Origin of the sequence: Klebsiella sp. MPUS7, from assembly GCF_009905335.1 — a bacterium.
Lineage (GTDB): Bacteria > Pseudomonadota > Gammaproteobacteria > Enterobacterales > Enterobacteriaceae > Klebsiella > Klebsiella grimontii.
In genome coordinates, this window is record NZ_CP047604.1 from 590,056 (window position 1) to 609,373 (window position 19,318).

The 19,318-nt window shown below is 56.3% G+C and carries 22 protein-coding genes; 6 read left to right on the forward strand and 16 right to left on the reverse strand.

Annotation, left to right across the window (positions count from 1 at the left end; translation table 11 throughout):
• Positions 1-90 precede the first annotated feature (90 nt).
• The 4 genes from yrbN to GUC22_RS02845 all read left to right on the forward strand — a co-directional run bounded on the left by yrbN (position 91) and on the right by GUC22_RS02845 (position 4,554).
• The gene (yrbN, locus tag GUC22_RS02830) at positions 91-171 is read left to right on the forward strand and encodes a protein YrbN (protein ID WP_085903200.1); all 81 of its coding nucleotides are present in this window, start codon (positions 91-93) and stop codon (positions 169-171) included.
• Entirely contained in the window at positions 164-2,125 is a 1,962-nt protein-coding gene (locus GUC22_RS02835; protein ID WP_024358749.1) for a DEAD/DEAH family ATP-dependent RNA helicase, read from the forward strand. Before yrbN ends, GUC22_RS02835 begins: the two co-directional genes overlap by 8 nt.
• 144 nt (positions 2,126-2,269) lie before the next feature.
• Positions 2,270-3,514 (forward strand): tryptophan permease, encoded by a 1,245-nt coding sequence (mtr, locus tag GUC22_RS02840; RefSeq protein WP_004139822.1) that lies wholly within the window; start codon positions 2,270-2,272, stop codon positions 3,512-3,514.
• Positions 3,515-3,612: 98 nt separating this feature from the next.
• On the forward strand, positions 3,613-4,554 hold the full coding sequence (locus GUC22_RS02845) for a LysR family transcriptional regulator (RefSeq protein ID WP_102650352.1): 942 nt from the start codon (positions 3,613-3,615) through the stop codon (positions 4,552-4,554).
• On the opposite strand, the gene GUC22_RS02850 is transcribed toward GUC22_RS02845, so the two are convergent.
• From GUC22_RS02850 to ubiU, 15 genes are all read right to left on the reverse strand, one after another.
• Positions 4,517-4,948 carry a HutP family protein gene (locus GUC22_RS02850; protein WP_098363486.1) on the reverse strand — a complete coding sequence of 144 codons (432 nt, stop codon included), beginning with the start codon at positions 4,946-4,948 and terminating at the stop codon, positions 4,517-4,519. The genes GUC22_RS02845 and GUC22_RS02850 overlap by 38 nt on opposite strands.
• Before the next feature lie 43 nt (positions 4,949-4,991).
• Positions 4,992-5,762, reverse strand: coding sequence for a malonate transporter subunit MadM (gene madM / locus GUC22_RS02855; RefSeq protein ID WP_004139827.1), 771 nt, complete (start codon positions 5,760-5,762; stop codon positions 4,992-4,994).
• Positions 5,762-6,157, reverse strand: a complete 396-nt coding sequence (gene madL, locus GUC22_RS02860) for a malonate transporter subunit MadL (RefSeq protein ID WP_024358747.1) — start codon at positions 6,155-6,157, stop codon at positions 5,762-5,764. Before madL ends, madM begins: the two co-directional genes overlap by 1 nt.
• 267 nt (positions 6,158-6,424) lie before the next feature.
• A complete protein-coding gene (locus GUC22_RS02865; RefSeq protein WP_004139836.1) occupies positions 6,425-6,643 on the reverse strand; it encodes an acetyl-CoA carboxylase biotin carboxyl carrier protein subunit in 219 nt (72 codons plus the stop codon).
• 22 nt (positions 6,644-6,665) lie between these two features.
• Complete coding sequence (gene mdcG, locus GUC22_RS02870; RefSeq protein ID WP_024358746.1) at positions 6,666-7,352, reverse strand: malonate decarboxylase holo-[acyl-carrier-protein] synthase; 687 nt, start codon at positions 7,350-7,352, stop codon at positions 6,666-6,668.
• The gene (locus tag GUC22_RS02875; RefSeq protein WP_098141344.1) at positions 7,349-8,452 is read right to left on the reverse strand and encodes an acyl carrier protein; all 1,104 of its coding nucleotides are present in this window, start codon (positions 8,450-8,452) and stop codon (positions 7,349-7,351) included. The genes mdcG and GUC22_RS02875 overlap by 4 nt, the downstream gene beginning before the upstream one ends.
• A gap of 18 nt (positions 8,453-8,470) precedes the next feature.
• Positions 8,471-9,352: a biotin-independent malonate decarboxylase subunit gamma gene (gene mdcE / locus GUC22_RS27505; protein ID WP_004139842.1), complete on the reverse strand. Its 882-nt coding sequence runs from the start codon at positions 9,350-9,352 to the stop codon at positions 8,471-8,473.
• Positions 9,352-10,281, reverse strand: a complete 930-nt coding sequence (locus GUC22_RS02885) for a biotin-independent malonate decarboxylase subunit beta (protein WP_024358744.1) — start codon at positions 10,279-10,281, stop codon at positions 9,352-9,354. Before GUC22_RS02885 ends, mdcE begins: the two co-directional genes overlap by 1 nt.
• Positions 10,274-10,606: a malonate decarboxylase acyl carrier protein gene (gene mdcC / locus GUC22_RS02890; protein WP_024358743.1), complete on the reverse strand. Its 333-nt coding sequence runs from the start codon at positions 10,604-10,606 to the stop codon at positions 10,274-10,276. Before mdcC ends, GUC22_RS02885 begins: the two co-directional genes overlap by 8 nt.
• Positions 10,607-10,617: 11 nt before the next feature.
• Positions 10,618-12,285, reverse strand: coding sequence for a malonate decarboxylase subunit alpha (mdcA, locus tag GUC22_RS02895; protein WP_160183337.1), 1,668 nt, complete (start codon positions 12,283-12,285; stop codon positions 10,618-10,620).
• 12 nt (positions 12,286-12,297) lie between these two features.
• Positions 12,298-13,506 (reverse strand): Na+-transporting malonate decarboxylase, carboxybiotin decarboxylase subunit, encoded by a 1,209-nt coding sequence (gene madB, locus GUC22_RS02900; RefSeq protein WP_024358741.1) that lies wholly within the window; start codon positions 13,504-13,506, stop codon positions 12,298-12,300.
• A 155-nt stretch (positions 13,507-13,661) separates the two neighbouring features.
• Positions 13,662-14,552, reverse strand: a complete 891-nt coding sequence (locus GUC22_RS02905; RefSeq protein WP_024358740.1) for a triphosphoribosyl-dephospho-CoA synthase — start codon at positions 14,550-14,552, stop codon at positions 13,662-13,664.
• 202 nt (positions 14,553-14,754) lie between these two features.
• The gene (locus GUC22_RS02910) at positions 14,755-15,762 is read right to left on the reverse strand and encodes a luciferase-like monooxygenase (protein WP_004139862.1); all 1,008 of its coding nucleotides are present in this window, start codon (positions 15,760-15,762) and stop codon (positions 14,755-14,757) included.
• Between the two features lie 143 nt (positions 15,763-15,905).
• Positions 15,906-16,784 (reverse strand): U32 family peptidase, encoded by an 879-nt coding sequence (locus GUC22_RS02915; RefSeq protein ID WP_160183338.1) that lies wholly within the window; start codon positions 16,782-16,784, stop codon positions 15,906-15,908.
• 8 nt (positions 16,785-16,792) lie between these two features.
• Positions 16,793-17,788, reverse strand: a complete 996-nt coding sequence (gene ubiU, locus GUC22_RS02920) for a ubiquinone anaerobic biosynthesis protein UbiU (RefSeq protein ID WP_024358737.1) — start codon at positions 17,786-17,788, stop codon at positions 16,793-16,795.
• Positions 17,789-18,009: 221 nt separating this feature from the next.
• Between ubiU and ubiT the strand changes: the two genes are divergently transcribed.
• Together ubiT and GUC22_RS02930 are read left to right on the forward strand one after the other, a co-directional pair.
• Entirely contained in the window at positions 18,010-18,534 is a 525-nt protein-coding gene (gene ubiT / locus GUC22_RS02925) for a ubiquinone anaerobic biosynthesis accessory factor UbiT (protein ID WP_004125595.1), read from the forward strand.
• Positions 18,528-19,031, forward strand: coding sequence for a GNAT family N-acetyltransferase (locus GUC22_RS02930; RefSeq protein ID WP_024358736.1), 504 nt, complete (start codon positions 18,528-18,530; stop codon positions 19,029-19,031). Before ubiT ends, GUC22_RS02930 begins: the two co-directional genes overlap by 7 nt.
• On the opposite strand, the gene GUC22_RS02935 is transcribed toward GUC22_RS02930, so the two are convergent.
• Entirely contained in the window at positions 19,018-19,302 is a 285-nt protein-coding gene (locus GUC22_RS02935) for a GIY-YIG nuclease family protein (RefSeq protein WP_004139877.1), read from the reverse strand. The two genes, GUC22_RS02930 and GUC22_RS02935, sit on opposite strands and share 14 nt — an antisense overlap.
• Positions 19,303-19,318: the final 16 nt, after the last annotated feature.

The window sequence follows — 19,318 nt, forward strand, 5'->3', positions numbered from 1 at the left end:
CATCAGCCCTTTTTTGATTGCCATCACCTTTGCGGGTGAGGGCGTTGTTGTTCGTTAATACACCTACTTTGAGCCGGTTCACACTTTTCAATGAAAATTACCGTAAATTTTCACGATGAGTTATGTAGACTGGCCGCCATTAATTTTGAGGCACACGTACTACATGGCTGAATTCGAAACCACTTTTGCAGATCTGGGCCTGAAGGCTCCCATCCTTGAAGCGCTTAACGATCTGGGTTACGAAAAACCATCTCCGATCCAGGCTGAGTGCATTCCGCATCTGCTGGGCGGCCGCGACGTTCTGGGTATGGCCCAGACGGGTAGCGGTAAAACCGCAGCGTTCTCTTTACCGCTGCTGAACAACCTTGATCCTGAGCTGAGAGCACCGCAGATTCTGGTGCTGGCGCCGACCCGCGAACTGGCGGTACAGGTAGCTGAAGCAATGACGGATTTCTCTAAACATATGCGCGGCGTAAACGTGGTTGCCCTCTACGGCGGCCAGCGTTATGACGTGCAGCTGCGCGCGCTGCGTCAGGGACCGCAAATTGTTGTTGGTACCCCGGGTCGTCTGCTGGACCACCTGAAACGCGGTACGCTGGATCTCTCTAAGCTGAGCGGTCTGGTTCTGGATGAAGCTGACGAAATGCTGCGCATGGGCTTCATCGAAGACGTAGAAACGATTATGGCGCAGATCCCGGAAGGTCATCAGACCGCTCTGTTCTCCGCCACCATGCCGGAAGCGATTCGTCGTATTACCCGCCGCTTTATGAAAGAGCCGCAGGAAGTGCGCATCCAGTCGAGCGTAACGACTCGTCCGGACATCAGCCAGAGCTACTGGACTGCTTACGGTATGCGTAAAAACGAAGCGCTGGTGCGTTTCCTGGAAGCGGAAGATTTTGATGCGGCGATTATCTTCGTTCGTACCAAAAACGCGACCCTGGAAGTGGCCGAAGCGCTGGAGCGTAGCGGCTATAGCAGCGCTGCGCTGAACGGCGATATGAACCAGTCCCTGCGTGAGCAGACTCTGGAGCGTCTGAAAGACGGTCGTCTGGATATCCTGATTGCAACCGACGTTGCGGCCCGTGGCCTGGACGTTGAGCGTATCAGCCTGGTAGTTAACTACGATATCCCGATGGATTCCGAGTCTTATGTTCACCGTATCGGCCGTACCGGTCGTGCGGGTCGTGCTGGTCGTGCGCTGCTGTTCGTTGAGAACCGCGAGCGTCGTCTGCTGCGCAACATCGAACGTACGATGAAGCTGACCATTCCGGAAGTTGAACTGCCGAACGCAGAACTGCTGGGCAAACGTCGCCTGGAAAAATTTGCCGCGAAAGTTCAGCAGCAGCTGGAAAGCAGCGATCTGGATCAGTACCGCGCGCTGCTGGCGAAAATCCAGCCGTCTGCCGAAGGCGAAGAGCTGGATGTGGAAACACTGGCCGCCGCGCTGCTGAAAATGGCTCAGGGCGAACGTCCGCTGATCCTGCCGCCGGATGCGCCAATGCGTCCTAAGCGCGAGTTCCGCGACCGTGACGATCGTTTTGAGCGTCGTGGCGACCGTAACGACCGTGGCCCGCGCGGCGACCGTCCTGAACGCAGCGGCGAAGATCGTCCTAAGCGTGAACGTCGTGACGTTGGCGATATGGAACTGTACCGCATTGAAGTGGGCCGTGATGACGGCGTTGAAGTACGTCATATCGTTGGCGCAATCGCCAACGAAGGCGACATCAGCAGCCGTTACATTGGTAACATCAAGCTGTTTGGTTCTCACTCCACTATCGAACTGCCGAAAGGCATGCCGGGCGAAGTGCTGCAGCACTTTACGCGTACCCGCATCCTGAACAAGCCGATGAACATGCAGCTGCTGGGTGATGCTCAGCCGCGTCCTGAGCGCAGCGGCGAACGTCGTGGCGGCGGTGAGCGTCGTGAAGGCGGTCGTAGCTTCGGCGGCGGTGAACGTCGTGAAGGTCGTGGTTTCGGCGGCGAGCGTCGCGAAGGCGGCCGTAGTGAAGGTCGTCGTTTCAGCGGCGAACGTCGTGAAGGCGGCCGCGCGCCGCGCCGCGATGATGCTTCAGCTCCGCGTCGCGATGACTCCGCAGGTCGTCGTCGTTTCGGTGGCGATGCATAATTAGCGCTTTCCGCTAACGTAAAGTAAACGATACAGCCCCGATCTTAACGATTGGGGCTTTTTTTATTTCCTTTGTACTCGTGTACTGGTACAGTGCGTCACGTTGATAACAACAAAAGTATTTTCGACTGGAGATTTCGGCAAATGGCGACACTTACCACTACGGCAACCCGACCGTCCTTGTTTGGCGGCGTAGTGATTATTGGCGGGACGATTATTGGGGCGGGGATGTTCTCACTGCCGGTTGTGATGTCCGGCGCGTGGTTCTTCTGGTCTCTGGCGGCGCTGGTTTTTACCTGGTTTTGTATGCTTCACTCCGGGTTAATGATCCTCGAAGCGAACCTGAATTATCGCATTGGCTCCAGCTTCGATACCATTACCAAAGATTTGCTCGGTAAGGGCTGGAATCTGCTTAACGGCGTGTCGATCGCCTTTGTGCTTTATATTCTGACTTACGCCTATATCTCCGCCAGCGGCTCGATCCTGCACCATACGTTTAGCGAAATGTCGCTGAACGTCCCGGCAAGGGCGGCAGGTTTTGGTTTTGCCCTGCTGGTGGCGTTTATCGTCTGGCTGAGTACCAAAGCGGTGAGCCGCATGACGGCCATTGTGCTCGGGGCGAAGGTTATTACTTTCTTTCTGACCTTTGGCAGCCTGTTGGGACACGTTCAGCCGACCACCCTGTTTAACGTTGCTGAAAAGAATGCCTCGTATCTGCCCTACCTGCTGATGACGCTGCCGTTCTGCCTCGCGTCCTTCGGCTATCACGGCAATGTGCCGAGCCTGATGAAGTACTACGGCAAAGATCCGCGCACAATCGTTAAGTGCCTGGTTTACGGTACGCTGCTGGCGCTGGGTCTGTACGTGGTGTGGCTGCTGGTGACGATGGGCAATATCCCTCGTCCGGAGTTTATCGGTATCGCGCAGAAGGGGGGCAATATTGATGTCCTGGTCCAGGCGCTCAGCGGGGTACTGAATAGCCGGAGTCTGGATCTGCTGTTAGTGATCTTCTCAAACTTTGCCGTAGCCAGCTCATTCCTTGGCGTCACTCTCGGCCTGTTTGATTATCTGGCGGATCTTTTCGGTTTCGACGACTCCGCGCTGGGACGCTTTAAAACCGCGATTTTCACCTTTGTCCCGCCAATGGTGGGCGGCCTGCTGTGGCCGAACGGGTTCCTCTACGCGATCGGCTATGCGGGTCTGGCGGCGACCATCTGGGCGGCAATCGTACCGGCGCTGCTGGCTCGCGCATCGCGTAAACGCTTTGGCAGCCCATTGTTTCGCGTTTGGGGCGGAAAGCCGATGATTGCTTTGGTCCTGCTGTTTGGTCTGGGCAACGTGATTGTGCATTTCCTGTCGAGCTTTAATGTATTACCCACCTATCAATAATTGAATTTTCCGCTGAGCCAGATTTAACGATCTGGCTCAAAAAATATTTTCTTTATTTCTCTTACTATGAATATTGTCTTGAATAAGGGAATATTTATATGCTGAATAACGATATTACTCTGCGGAAGCTCGAGATTTTCCTTAGCTATATGGAGTCGATGAATATATCAAAAACTGCAGAGCTAATGAACATTTCATCCGTTAGCGTTCATCGCGCGCTTCATTCGCTGGAAGATAATTTACGCTGTCCTTTGTTTACCCATAATGGCCGCAATCTTTATCCTTTACCTGGCGCATGGGTTATGCAAAAGGAAGCGCGGGAAGTCATTAATGCACTGGAACGCTGTATTTATCTTACCCGCAAGGCTTCGGGGTATCATTCTCAGGTTTTACGTTTAGGGCTACTTTATTCGCTAGTGTTAAAAACCGCACCGCAAATTGTTCAGGGATTGAAAAAACGCTGCCCGGAACTGTCCATTGAATTTATCATGAACTCTAATAAGAAATTATTAGAAGCGCTTAATGAAGAGAAGATTGATGCGGTTCTGATATCGACTCCTGATGATTATAACGCCCAGTTATTTGAGACATGGACCATATTCTCTGATTCCATCTACCTTGCAGTTCCGGTAACCGAAGCGGATAGCTTATCGACCCCCGTAGATTTACGGCATCTGCAAAATAAAAAGTTTATTGCCTTGAGCGAAGGCTTCGCGACCTGGCGAGGATTTCAGGAGGCCTTTCAGATTGCTGGATTTACGCCCGACATTACCGTCCGGGTACATGATATTTTTTCACTGATGAGTATGGTGAATGCCGGCATGGGCTATACCTTAATTCCGGGGCGGATGCGCGGCCTGTTCAGTAACGGCATTCGCCTGCTGCCGCTGCAGGAGCCCTATCGAATGGAACAGGAAATTTCGCTGGTCTTCCCGCGTAGCCAGGAAAATCAGCCGGGTCTGCTGTCCTTACTAGCCGAGTGCCGTATGTACGCCAGACAGCTTATGATGGAGAAAAGCGAGACAGAGAAAACCCCGTAAGCTCATGACTCAATCGCTGATAGAACACGCTTTCGCCGTAGATAGCGACGGCAAGCCACTTTGGATTACTGACTAAGGCTATTTTTATTCTCATCCGATCGCCATTGATGCTGTTCGCTAAAGCATGGGTCAGCGCCTGATGGCTGACCTGACATAACGTAAAAATGGCCGATTCCTGGCGCGTAATTATCTGATGCTTAAACGCGCAGCCGATGATACAGCGCTGTAGTTTATTTTTTATTTCATCCGATGTCCCGGTCATAAAAACAAAACCCACCTTATGTTCGGGCTTATCCGCTAATAGCTTCTGGCGAAAATTATCTTCGTCTTCTTGCGTACAAAGTGAGGCCAGAAGCGCGATTTGCCCAGGTTTCATGCGCTGAAATGAGTACATTGAACATCCCTTGCGCCTGCTGCATCACAGCAGGCGTCCGTCATTAAAAGAAGGGGGTTAAAGAGAGATAGAGGGCCGAAGGGGCCAGCAGACAGCCAAGGCCGGTATAAAAGGTTGCCGTCATTGCGCCATAGGGAACGAGTTTCGGGTCCGTGGCCGCCAGACCCGCGGCGACTCCGCTGGTGGAGCCCATTAGCCCGCCGTAGACGATAGCGGCGGCAGGCGAGTTCAGGCCCGCGGCTTTCGCTACCAGCGGCGTTAAGATCATGACGGCAATAGACTTAATCACGCCGGCGGCGATGCTCAGCGCGATAACATCCGAGCTTGCGCCAAGCGCTGCGCCGGTTACCGGGCCGACGATGAAGGTTACGGCCCCCGCGCCAATGGTCGCCATGCTGATGGCGTCGGTATAGCCAAAAGCCCAGGCGACAATCGCCCCGAGATAAAAAGAGAGCACCGTCGAGATAACCAGCGCCAGCGCGCCAGCCATGCCGGCTTTTTTCAGTTCTTCAAGCTTAACGCCGAAGGCGGTGGAAATGATGGCGAAATCGCGGAACATACCGCCGCCCATCAGCGCAATACCGCTGAACAAGCTGATATCGGCCAGACCTTTTTTACCGCCGGTCAGTTCCCCGCCAAGCCAGGCCAGCAGCAATCCGGCGACGATGGCAATAGCTGAGCTGTGGATCTTGCCGCGAAGCAGATGCGTTGAGATCCAGCTTGCGGCCCAGCATACGATACCCACCACGACAAAAGCGGTAATCAAACCGTTGCTGGTGAAGCTACCGGTTAGAATCTTTGTCAGCTGTTCCATTATTTACACTCCTCGCTAACGGCGGAGCTTTCCTGATGGTCGCGACCGCCGATTTTGCTCAAAGGCTTAATCAGCAGAAAACCAATAAAAACGGCGCCAACGCCGGCAATCAAGGCAACCGGACCGCCTTTAAGGGCGGCGATAACGTTCTGGTTTGCCGACATAGCGACGACAATCGGGATATACATTGCATTCCAGAAACCTACCCCCTGTTCCGCAGGCTTGGAGAGCAATCCTTTATCCACTAATTTTTGTGACACGATAACTAAAAACAGCATCGCGAAGCCGATGCCGCCGATATTGGCGGAAATACCCAAGACCAGGCCAAGAAGATCGCCCACGATTAGCCCGGCGAACATGCACAGTCCCATTAACATCAATCCGTAAATAATCATGATGTTTCTCTTTGTCTATCCATACTAAAAGCGAATTACACAACGCGGGTTGATAATGCCCGCGTTGGAGAAATGACAAAAAATTAATCAGCGGCTTTTAGCATAGTGCGTTTTTATTTGCGGACATTCGTAAGAATACAGGTTTGCTCAGTCACTATGATTTATCATATCAGCAAGCAAAATGCTTACTGATATGACATTAACATAGAAATAATCTCACAATAGAATGTCGCATTGTTTTTTTAATTAAATGCGTGTTAACTCACTTTACTCTGCAATAATTTCAAATAACACCATGCCTGGGTTGACGCGGTCTCCGGTATTGAGTGACAGCGTTTTTAATATACCCGTCTCCGGCGAGGCGACCGGCATTTTCATTTTCATGGCTTCGAGCACAATCACCACCTGGCCTTTTTCGATTTTATCTCCGGCAGCGGCTTTTACTTCATCGACCACACCCGGGACTTTTGATTTAACTTCAGACATATTAGATTCCTTTTTGATGTATTTAACAGAGATATGTTCTCATTGCTGCCGTGACCTGCTGTCGCGATCTTAATTGAACATCATCCTCTCCTTTAGCCAGCAGAGTTGCGCTTCCGCTGAACCACTCTTTGATATTGATTGCGTATCCGTCAGCTAAACCAATCTCGCCATCAATACGTAACTGAAATTGCTCTTCGGTATGACGTAAACAGGCCCAGCATGCGTTGAGTTCGCCTGGCGCGGTGGGGATAACGCGAATATCCAGATCCGAGTGGGCATCGCTCCATCGCCACGGCGTGGCCATTTCCAGCCCTACCGAACCCCAGACCCCGAGCTGGAGCCCGGGCCAGCGCCATGCCTGGCGCAAGGCATGAAATGCGCCTATCGCATTAGTGCGCTCTGCAATGGAGAGCGATGCCGTTTGCTCTGGGGTTGAGTAACGTGTTATCGCTGATAACGCCGCTTCAGTGGCCAGACGCACTCGCTGCCCTTGCCAGCGCAGTGGGAAAGAGAACCCAAGCGGAACACTATTCTCACTCCGCAGGCCGCGACGTACGATGCCCGGTAGCGATCCGCTGAGCAGATATTCCCGCGCTTGCTGCCGCAATACGGCAGGAAGGTGGCCGAATTCATCCTCCAGCTGCGCCGCGATTTCATCCAGCGTCGAAGGCTCCAGCCAGCACAGGGTATGTCGTTGCAGGGCGGTCATCGCGCTTTACACCAGGCAGGATCGTTTTTCGCCTGCCGCTGTAAATCCCGCTGGGACTGCAGCAGAGCGTCAAACTGGGCCGTTGCCTGCGGACCGATAATATCGATGGGCGCAACGCCTGCGGTACATTCGCCGGGAACCGCCTTTGGCCAGAGGCGAATATGGGTGGCCGTGGCCTCGGTTATCAGCTGCGTTGACACGTGGCAAACGCGTCCCTTAATACGCAAAATCGTCCGTGCGGTGCGCTCCACGATCTCCCGATGCCGCGCGGTGGTCGCCATGACCACCATGTCGTATTCCGGCGTGGTGCGCTGGCGCTTCCAGGTCTGGATTTTTCCCTGCGGATTGCAGAGATGTCCGCCGGCGGCGACGGGAAAGCTGTCGCCGGTTGGTAAACCGCCAACGATCGCTTCCCGCCAGTCTCCGCCCTGCGGAGCGGGAACCAGCGAAATATCTTCGCGTAGCGGGATGCCATCAAGCGTCAGCCAGCCGAATTCCTGACAGCCATACATATCGTGCAGCGCATAACCCAGAGAAGCCGCCAGCGGAACCAGCGCTTCATCCAGCGGCGTTCCGGCCGTTATCAGCGTCAGCTTTTTCGGCAGCCTGTCCGCCAGCTCCATCTTCAGCGCCTGCTCCAGGGTGGCGCGTAAAAAAGAGGACTCGCCCACCACCGCGTCCGGCGGCTGCCGGCACAGGGCGATCAGCAGCGCGTCCCGGCAGGAGCGGGATAAAAACGACCAGCGAAGGCCGCTCTCATCCAGCGCCTGGCGGGTAAACACGTTGACTAGCGGCGCGTAGGTCACCAGCACCTGCTGCCCTGCGGTTACGCCACAGGCCGCCAGCGCGCGCTTTCCGGCGGCGGTGCGCAGCGCCAGTTCATCGTGCGTGACGCCGACGATATTCTGAAACGCGCTGCTGCCGGTGGTGAAGGTGACCAGCGCCAGGTTAAGCGGCGTATGGATCTCTTCAATCACGTGCGCCGCCGTTGGGCCGGCAATGCCTTTGTCCTCCAGCGTCCGGCGCGGCATTTCCTGCAGAGAGGGAATGCCGGGCTGGGCCTCAAGAAGCCATTCAAGCGTGGCGATGGGATCGTTCATTTTGCTCTTCTCCCTGGCTCAGCCGGGCTGATAACGCGCCGCGACGTGCTGATACTCTTCGCGCATCTGCGCCAGAATCACGCCGCGGGCTTTCCTGCCGCCGCGTTCCTCGCCAGAGATGCCGCGCCCCTGCGGACCGGTGGCCTGAATACCCGCAGCCTGTTTCTGCTGGCGTACTTCAGCGATATGTCGAACGATCGCCTCTTTCATCGCCGGGATGGTTTTGATTAACTCTTCCACGCCGCCCAGCTGCCAGAAAAACTCCGGACCTGCCGCAAAGACCGGGTTGCTACGGGAGAGTTCGCTCAGCCGCTCGACGTCCTGACGGGTAATGCGCGCGATGCTGCTCAGCGGCATCACGTGGATCATGGTGCCGAATTCCGAGGTCAGACTGAGGATATGGTCGGCCTGCAGCCCGTGGCACAGGAACGCGCCGCTGATGGCGCGGCCAATCACCATGGCGATAATCGGGTGCCCGGCATGGCGCGCTTCGGCCAGCGCCAGCTGGTATGCGCCGGTCGCTTTATTCATACCGATAATCTCTTCCAGCTTGCCTGGTCCGTTCCCTGGCGTGTCGACAATCAGCACCAGCGGACGCTTCTCGCTCGCAGGTTTGTCTTTATCCATCGCCAGCGTGCGGTAGACCGCCAGCGCCATTTTATAGCCCTCTTCGAGACCGATTATCCCGGCGTAAACCACCGGAAAACGCGGGTTGAAGGTCATGGCGTCGTTGGCGATCACCGTGCAGGTTTCGCCGTTGATCCGCGCGCTGCCGACGACCGCGCCGGGGCCGTAGTCGTCGCAGGGGAGGTTAAGTTGCTCAAGGGCGTTTTCGGCAAAACTACCTTCATCGACAATCAGGTCGATGGCTGCGCGCCCCTGACCGAGTAAATTTTCCATCATGCTTCCTCCACGGACAGGCGTTGGACATTGCTCAGAAAGGTCTCCTGGCTCATATCAACCAGCGATTGCGGCACTGAATTTCCCGCCGCAGCCCAGACATCGCGCGCGTCGGTTGGCGCAAGTTCGTTGATTTTTTGCGTCAGCGCCATCTGTGCGCGGACTTTCGCCTCGCTGCCGATCCGGCGCATCGCTTCAATCTCAGGCCACGGCAGGTCGGCAATCAGTGAAGCCTGCTGGTGGAAGGCCGCCAGCGAATCGGCAATCAGGTAGTTGCAGTCGCCGACGATATATTTGTGCTTGCCGCCGGTAGTGCGGAACACCAGGGCGCGATCCGAGGCGTCAAATTCGCTACGACCCATCTCCTGCTCAATGACTTCCGGGCCGGTGAGTCCGAGACGGCCCGACTCGCTCATGACGATCAGATCGGTGGCGGCGGCGACAAAGCCCATACCGCCGAAGCAGCCGATCTTGCTGCCGATCAGCGCCACCACAGGTACGCGGCCGCGCAGGATTTGCAGCATATCCATGCACTCGGCGTGCGCCAGCAGCCCGGCGTTGGCCTCGTGCAGGCGTACGCCGCCGGTTTCAAACGACATGAGCACGATGGGACGGCGGGCCGGATCGTTAGTTTGCGCCGCCAGCTCGTCGGCCAGCATCAGCGCGCCGACCATCTTTGCGCCGCCAACCTCACCAACGGAGCCGCCGATAAAACGTCCTTCCTGCGAGATAACGATGGTCGGATGCTGGCCGAGCAGGCCAATACCGGTCACCACGCCGTCATCAAACTCTACCGCTTCGCCCAGTACCGGCAGATGCGGACTAATCCGTTTCGCCGCCGGACCGATCAGTTCGGTAAACGAGCCTTTATCCACCAACCCTTCGGCGCGAACGCGGGCGCTGGCTTCCAGAAAACGCAGATCACTCATGATGGTTTTCCCCCGGAATTGCCTGTTGTAATGCTTGCTGAAGGCGTAACGCCACCACGGCAGGCGTCGCGTTGTTATCATTGATGCTGACCTGCATATCGCCCAGCGGACCGTTGTCTAAAAAGCGGGTGAGGACGATTTTCCAGATGGCGTCGAACCCGGTGACCGGCGTACAAATGCTGATGTCGATTCCGCCTGCCAGGGCTTTAGGTTCCAGCAACACTTCCAGATCGCCAGAGCCTACGATGCCGCAGTGCACGGTTTGCGGCAGAGACGGACGGTCGCTTTTACCGCTGAAATGATGTGATATTTGATGTAGAGCCATTTGCTATTCCCTTACCAGTTACGGAATCGAGCAGGAGGGTTGTACAGTCCGCCGGGCCACTCGACCAAATCGCGAATACTCTTCGCCGCCAGCATCTGGCGGTTGGCGCGGCGTCTGTCGATGCCTAAATCTTCCGGCGTCTGCACAATGCCCGCATCGCGTAGCGCTTGCGTTTGCGCCGGGTCGGCGGCGAGGCCGATGTCGGTGTAGCCCGCCACGGCGCGAATGGCCGCCATCCGCTGCTCCAGCCCTTCGCAGCGGTGCAGGTGGGCAATACCTTCTTCGGTGAGCACGTGGGTGACGTCATCGGCGTAAACCATTACCGGCGGCAGGGCGAGACCGGCTTTTTCCGCCAGTTCCCAGGCGTCCAGTTTGTCGACGAAGGCGGGCTGGCGCTTCTCGCGGAAGGTCTCCTGCATCTGGACCACCAGGCGTTTGCCGCGCGGCATATCGCCGATTAACTGCTGCTGAGTCGCATTGAACTCTTCGCCGCATTTGAGCCAGGATTGAGTGACGTGGCGGCGGCCTTTGGCATCGCAGCCCATATTCGGCGCGCCGCCAAAACCGGAAACGCGGCTGGCGGTAGCGGTGCTGCTGTTGCCGTACTTATCGATTTGCAGCGTGCCGCCGATAAACATATCCAGCGCATAGTGTCCGGCGGCCTGGGCGAAGGCGCGGTTTGAGCGCAGAGTGCCGTCCTGGCCGATGTAAAACACATCCGGGCGCTCGGCGACGTATTTTTCCATTCCCAGCTCGCCGCCGAAGCAGTGAACGGACCGGATCCATCCGCTCTCGATCGCCGGGATCAGCGTCGGATGCGGGTTCAGCACCATGTGGGTACACACTTTGCCTTTCAGCCCCAGCTCTTCGCCGTAGGTGGGCAGCAGCAGTTCAATGGCGGCGGTGAAGAAGCCGATGCCGTGGTTAATGCGCTCGACGCCGTATTCGGCGTAGATCCCTTTGAGCGCCATCATCGCCATCAGCACGTGGGTATCGGTGATCAGCGCCGGATCGCGAGTGAACAGGGGTTCAACGTAGAACGGGCGCGGCGCTTCAATAACCGCGTTCACCCAGTCGCCGGGAATATCGACGCGCGGCACTTTATCGACGATCTTGTTCACCTGGGCTATCACGATCCCCTGGCGGAAGTGGGTCGCTTCAGCGATCACCGGCGTGTCTTCGGTGTTAAAGCCGGTGTAGAGGTTGCCGTCTTTGTCAGCTTCAAAGGCGGTGATCAGCGAGACTCGCGGAGTGAGATCGACAAAGTAGCGGCTGAACAGCTCCAGATAGGTGTGGATCGCCCCGAGCTTGATCTTGCCCTGCTGAATAAGCTGCGCGAGGCGGCCATCCTGCGGGCCGGCGTAGGCGAAGTCGAGCTTTTCGGCAATGCCCTTCTCGAACAGATCGAGGTGCGTACTGAGCGGCACGGAAGACTGCACCATATGCAGGCCGGAAATTTTTTCCGGGTCCACTTTGCACAGGCATTCGGCGAGAAAGTCCGCCTGCTTCTGGTTGTTGCCCTCAATATTGACGCGATCAAAGCGGCGGATCGCTGCCTCCAGCACCGCGACGGTATCTTTAGCATCAATAATCTTGCCATCGCGGAAATACGGCGCCAGCAGCTTCAGGCGCTGCGCCGTATCATCCTTAAGTTGATGCCAGTTGTGCTCTTTAAGCATGTTTTTACTCCCTTATTTCAGCAGGAATAGCGTGGAGATAAAGACCCCGGTGGCGATGGCCGAAACGATCAGGCCACTGACGCCAGCGCCCATGGCCAGCGGCAGAATGACGGCGTAGGGGTTTTCATGGCTGACTTCTTTCTGCGCGATTTTGGCGGTGGTCGGCAGGCACGAAACCCCGGCGATGCCAATGGCCGGGTTGTAGCGTCCTTTCGAGATAAGCCAGATAAACCAGCCGCCGAGCAGGGCGCCGATTGCCGAGATAGCCAGCGCGCCAATACCGAGAATCAGAATGATGCCGACTTTCGGGTCAAGAATGGTTTGCGCTTCGCACAGCGTGCCGAGCAGCAGGCCGAGAAACAGCGTCGCGGTATAAGTCAGGGTGGTCTCCAGCAGCTTCTGGAACGGTTCGATCTCCGCTTCTTTAATCGCGATCCCGAGGAAGAATGAGAGGATCAGCGGCGCGGCGACCGGCAACAGCAGGCACAGCAGCAGGCAGGCGCAGATGGTGAAGATGAACTTCGCTTTTTTTGATACGGTGGGATATTCGATATCCACTTCCATCCCGCGGTACTTTTTCGGTACCAGCAGGCGCACCAGATACGGATAGCCGGCGTAGGTCAGGCTCAGATACAGGTAGGCGATAATGGCGATGGGGACAAACAGATTCGGCGCCAGAATCAAGGAGGCGAAGAGCACCATCGGGCCGTCGGCGCCGCCGATGGTCGCAATAGAAGCCGCTTCGTTAGCCGGGAGGCCAAATACTTCTATTCCCAGCAGCAGCGCGGCGAAGGTACCCGCTTCGGCGAACAGCGCAACGATGATGCTGGCCCAGGGGCGGAGCAGAATAAAGCTGATATCGCTCATCGCGCCGATGCCGAAGAAAACGATACAGGCGATCAGGCCGTTACTGAAGGTCAGGTTATAAACCGGCTGCAGGAAGTTTATCTGCATAATGTTAACCAGCTCGGTAGGGTCGCTGATCATCGGGTCGAGAATTAAGGTGCCGGTTTGCCCGCCCGCGAGAAAGAGCACCCCGGCGTTAACGGCAATCATGCCTAAGCCCATTGGCACCATAATCAGCGGTTCGAGGGTGCGGCGAAAACCCATCCACGCCAGGACAAAACCCAGAATAATTAATAATATTCGCGCAATGGCTATTGTGGGATCTTCAATAAAAAAGGTACCAATGCCCGAAAAGAGCTTAATAAAGATATCCATAAAATATATTCCTGATAACGCATAAAAAGAGGCGTATTAGTCGTCGGTAATATTCAGCTTATTCATGACTCTATTAACGCCAACAATGACTCCGACCACGGCAAAAGAAATAACAATCGTCATGGCATAAGTTAATAATGTATATAAATAGATACTCATATCTCTTCCTCGTTAGGGTCCTCTTGCAATTGATGGCAAAGAAAGTACATCGCCAGGGTCAGCGCTAATAAATCTGCCGACCCGCCCGGACTGACCCATTTGTCCACGCACCAGGCATTAAATTCATTGAGCTCATGTTCTATGCCGGGGTGGCTCATTCCTCCCAGGTTGACCAGGCGCTGCGCGCGCTGTTTCATTTCGTGCAGCGCAGGGGGACCTGCGCGCGAAAGTACCGTCGTATCATCGCAGTGCGCCATTAGCGCGAGCAGCGTATGTACCAGTGCTTCACGCCAGCTAAATCTCAGCGAGAGCGCCTGGCGCAGGGCTGGGAGACCAATATGGCAGACCAGCGGAAAGCCCCGTTCGGCCTCGCCGCGCACGCCGGTGATACCAAATTGCAGATACAGTTTTTCACCGTGAGTTTGTGCGGAACGATGGGCGAGCGCGGCGAAATCGTTGCGGCAGAGATCGAGGCACAGCCCGGCGACGCACTGGCTTAATGACTCGCTGGAAAGCGGCTGTCTCCGACCTTTTAGCCAGCCGGCGGCGGCGGCCAGAACGGCTCCGGCAAAGAGTATGCCGCGCTGAGTATTTATCTCGCGGGTGGATTGCAGCAGCCTGGATTCGTATTCAATACCGATAAGACGTATTTTGGGAAATAAATCTGCCAGCTCGCCCTGATGATATTCACCGGCCTGCGCGCAAGCATAAAAACAGGGCGCTATGGCAGAGCTACTGGTAATAAAAAGCCATATATCCATATCGTCATGCGCGCCCTGCGAGTGCGGCGTCACCAGGCCGGGTTTCGGCCAGGCGCAAACTTCCATTAATAGCGCTTTTAATAAACACTCACCGATCCTTATTGCATTGGCGGTTGGTTGGCTCATGGCGATTCTCTTTGACGCGTGCATTTATGAAAAGTAAAACAAGAGAGAAAGTAACATCGCTTTTTTTAGAGAACAATTACGCTCGGGGTAACGTAATTACGCTTAACGTAACCAGATGAGGGAAAAGGCGTGAGAAGAATGAGGTGGGTCACAGATTGTCATTCAGGCGGAAAAAAATGCGGCAAAAATGCCGCATTGCTCACTATCCGAGAAGCGCTTCTTTCACCTGCATCGCCAAATCAAATGAATGCAGGCGGGCCTGATGATCGAAGATTTGACCGTTAACCATGATTTCATCGGCCTGGGTTTCCCGCAGGATCGATTCCAGCCCGTGGCGGATTTTGGTTTTATCGCCGACCAGCGACATGCTCAGCGCCTTTTGCACGCCGTACTGCTCTGAAGCGGACCACAGCTGATGCATATTTTGCACCGGCGGCGGCAGCTGCCCGGTTTCGCCGCGGCGCAGTTTGACGAACGCCTGCTGCACGGAGGTAAACAGAAACTCCGCATCTCTGTCGCTGTCGGCGGCAATAATATTGATGCACACCATCGCGTACGGCTTCTCTAACCGTTCTGACGGCTGGAAGTGGGTGCGGTAGAGGTGCAGGGCCTGGAAAAGCATATCCGGGGCGAAGTGCGAGGCAAAGGCGAACGGCAGCCCAAGCTGCGCCGCTAGCTGGGCGCTGTACAGGCTTGAGCCGAGCAGCCAGACCGGGATCTTCTCGCCATAGCCGGGAACCGGGCGCACGTGCGGATTAGGATCGCGGGCGTCGAACCAGTCCACCAGCTCCGCGACATCGCGCGGGAAGTTATCGACATCGCCGCTCATATGGCGACGCAGCGCGCGCATGGTCGGCTGATCGCTGCCCGGCGCGCGGCCAAGGCCGAGATCGATTCGTCCTGGGTACAGCGTATTGAGCGTGCCGAACTGCTCGGCAATCACCAGCGGCGAATGGTTTGGCAGCATCACGCCGCCGGAGCCAAGATGCAGAGTGGTGGTATTCGCGGCAAGGTAGCCAATCAGCACCGAAGTCGCGGCGCTGGCGATACCGACCATATTATGGTGCTCGGCCAGCCAGTAGCGGTGATAGCCGCGCTTTTCCGCCAGCTGCGCCAGGTCTAAAGAGTGGGAGAAGGCTTCCTTTGCGGAAGACCCCTGCGGGATCGGCGCCAGATCGAGCACCGAGAACGAAACAGGTTTGTCAGTCATAAAGGCTCACTTTGCTACAGCATCGTCATCAGATTGAAGGTCTTCTTCCAGCCTGGCGCATCCAGGATACGCCTGCCAGAAAAGCTGCATCTTTAATAGTGCATTAAAAAGCAGCGATAGCCATTAACAAAGTGAGCGGTTAATCAGCTCTGCAATTCCAGTCCGGCCAGCCGTCGCCAGTAGCCGTTGCAGTCGCTGTTCGCCGTCAGCGACAGCGGCGCTGCGCCGTTTTCATTGGCGCGGAAGGCGTCCAGCATCGCAAAGGTCTCGCTGCCCAACGGCGACAGGCGAACCATATCCACCAGCCCGTTCATGGTGTTGAGCTCATTCCCGAGGTTATAGACGTAGCCGCTCATGGTCTGAATGCCGTTGAGGACGAACACCTGCTGGTTCTCCTGTGAGAGCACGTCGCGCCCGTTAGGGTATTTAATGCAGCAGGTTTCACACTCATCTTTTGGCCGGTCTTCCGAGCGGGCGGTAAAGCAGCGGGCGGAGTAAGCCAGCGGCAGGTGGCCGTAGCTGAGCACCTCCACTTCAAACTGATGGCGGATGCCCAGGTCGTCACACTGGGTCAGCAAGTTCGCCAGCCAGTCGCGGGAAAGCTCAACTGGCATACACCAGCGCACCATGCCTTGCTTGAGCAGCAGGCGCAGGGTGACGGCGTTGTAGCAGTTGAGCGCATGGCCGGCGACGAACGGCAGCTTACGTTCCGCGCACAGGTTGACGACCCCGAGATCGCTGGCTTCAATCAGAAACTCGCCGTTATCGACATAGCGTTTAAGTTCGCCCAGCTCAGAGGAGGCCTGCACCAGCGCGAGGGTGGAAAGCACCACCTGTTTACCGCTTCCCGCCAGCGCTTTCGCCATCTCGATCCAGTCGCCGACTTTGGTGGCGCGGCGTTTGCTGCATACCGCTTCGCCGAGGTAAATCGTATCCGCGCTGCAGTTTGCCGCCTGCTGGTAAAAATCTTCCAGCGTATCTTTTGGCCAGTAATAAAGCACCGGCCCTAATGAATATTTCATTGCTGTTCTCACTGCCATTTACGGTGATAAGCGCCAAGGGTGGTTTGCGTCCCTTCGGACATGGAACCGAGGGTTTCCATCCACGCGGACTGCGGCACGAAGTTTTGCGGATCGGCTTTGCAGCGATCGATCGCCTGACGCCAGACCTTCGCCACCTGGGTGACGTAGGCCGGGCTGCGCTGGCGGCCTTCAATTTTCACCGAGGCAATATTTGCCGCCATCAGTTCCGGCAGCAGCTCCAGGGTGTTCAGGCTGGTGGGCTCTTCCAGCGCGTGGTAGCGCTCGCCGTCGACCAGATAACGCCCCTTGCAGAGGGTGGGATAACCGGCGTTTTCACCATCCCGGTAGCGGTCGATCAACACTTCGTTAAGGCGTGATTCCAGGCCCTGCGGCGTTTGCTGCCAGCGCACGAAGCGCGCCGGCGAACAGGCGCCAACGGTATTCGGCGATTCGCCGGTGAGGTAGGAGGAAAGGTAGCAGCGTCCTTCCGCCATAATGCACAGGCTGCCGAAGGCGAAAACCTCCAGCGGCACAGGCGTGTTGCGCGCCAGCTGTTTGACCTGGTGAATCGACAGCACGCGCGGCAGCACCACGCGGGCGACGTCGAAATTGCGATGATAAAACTTCACCGCCTCTTCGTTGGTGGCCGAAGCCTGAACGGAAACGTGACGCTCAATATGCGGGTAACGCTCGGCGGCGTATTCCAGCATCGCGATATCGGCGAGGATTAGCGCATCGGCGCCCAGCTGCGCCGCCATGTCGACCGCGCGTTGCCAGCGGGCATAACCATCAGGATGGGCGAAGGTGTTGATGGCAATATGCAGTTTGCGACGATGCTGATGCACAAAGCTGACGGCTTCCTGCAGTTTCTTTTCGGTGAAATTAAGGCCGGCAAAGTGGCGGGCGTTGGTGTCATCTTTCAGCCCGATATAGACGGCATCGGCGCCGTTTTCGATGGCCGCCTTAAGCGCCGGAAGGTTACCGGCTGGGCAGAGCAGCTCCATAATTTTTCCTGAAAAATGCGGCCCGTCAGGGACGCTGGATGGTTAATGAGCTGGGATTTTAGTTAACCTTCTGGTGACAATTTTTGATTTGAGGCAGTTAAAAGCGTATTGGCGGAATCAATACCAGCGGCCCGGCATCGTGATTTTGTTGATTTACGCCGCTATGTCGTTTATTTGATATGGCACAATAGAGGAACTATTGCATTCATGGAGTAAAGCTTGTGTTGGATAAACTGCGTTCCAAACTGGTTCACTTTGGCCCGTCGATGATGAGCGTGCCGGTTAAGCTGGCGCCATTTGCCCTCAAGCGCCAGGTGCTGGAACAAGTATTAAGCTGGCAATTTCGCCAGGCGCTGGCGGATGGGGAACTGGATTTTCTCGAGGGGCGCTGGTTAAGTATTCATGTGCGCGACATCGGTCTGCTGTGGTATACCTCGGTGGTTGATGGGCGTCTGGTGGTCAGCCCTGCGGCCGAAGCGGACGTCAGCTTCAGCGCCGACGCCAGCGACCTGCTGATGATTGCGGCGCGTAAGCAGGATCCGGATACGCTGTTCTTCCAGCGTCGCCTGGTTATCGAAGGCGATACCGAGCTGGGACTGTATGTAAAAAACCTGATGGATGCCATTGAGCTGGAGCAGATGCCGAAGGCGCTGCGCATCATGCTGCTGCAGCTGGCGGACTTTGTTGAAGCTGGCCTGAAAGGCCCGCAGAAACCTGAACAGACATCGGTAGGTGAGGCATGCTGATTCGAGTAGAGATTGGGATTGATGCGCCGGGAATCGATGCTTTATTGCGTCGTACCTTTGGCGGCGACGCGGAAGCGCAGCTGGTGCACAGTCTACGTGAAGATGGCCTGATCACGCTGGGCGTGGTGGCGACGGATGACGAAGGTCAGGTCGTAGGCTACGTGGCCTTTAGCCCGGTCGCCGTCGAAGGCGAAGAGCTGCAGTGGGTCGGACTGGCTCCGCTGGCGGTCGATGAAAGCTACCGCGGTCAGGGCATCGGGCGTCAGCTGGTCTATGAAGGGCTTGATTCCCTGAACGAGTTTGGCTATGCCGCCGTCGTGACGCTTGGCGATCCGGCGCTCTATGGCCGTCTGGGCTTTGAACCGGCGGCGCGTTTCGATCTGCGCTGCCGCTGGCCCAATAGCGCCGAGGCTTTCCAGGTTCATCGTCTGGCCGATGACGCGCTGAACGGCGTGAGCGGGCTGGTCGAATATAGCGACCACTTTAATCGCTTCTGAGGCTTTCCAGCAGCGCCTCAAATGAACCGTCCCCGGCAACGAGGCGCTCTTTCTGGCGCTTCGTTAGCTGCTTGATACGATATTCAAGACGCAACGCTAGTGAGCGTTCACCAACTTCCTTGCTAAAGGCCAGTTGAAGCTCTCCTTTGCCACGCAGCGCTTTCGCGCCCCTGCCGTCCTGGTGCTGGCAAAAGCGGCGTGCGACATCGGTGGTAATCCCGGTATAGAGGCGATTATCGGCGGTACGAATCAGATAGAGAAACCAGCACACGGTACAGAGATCGCTA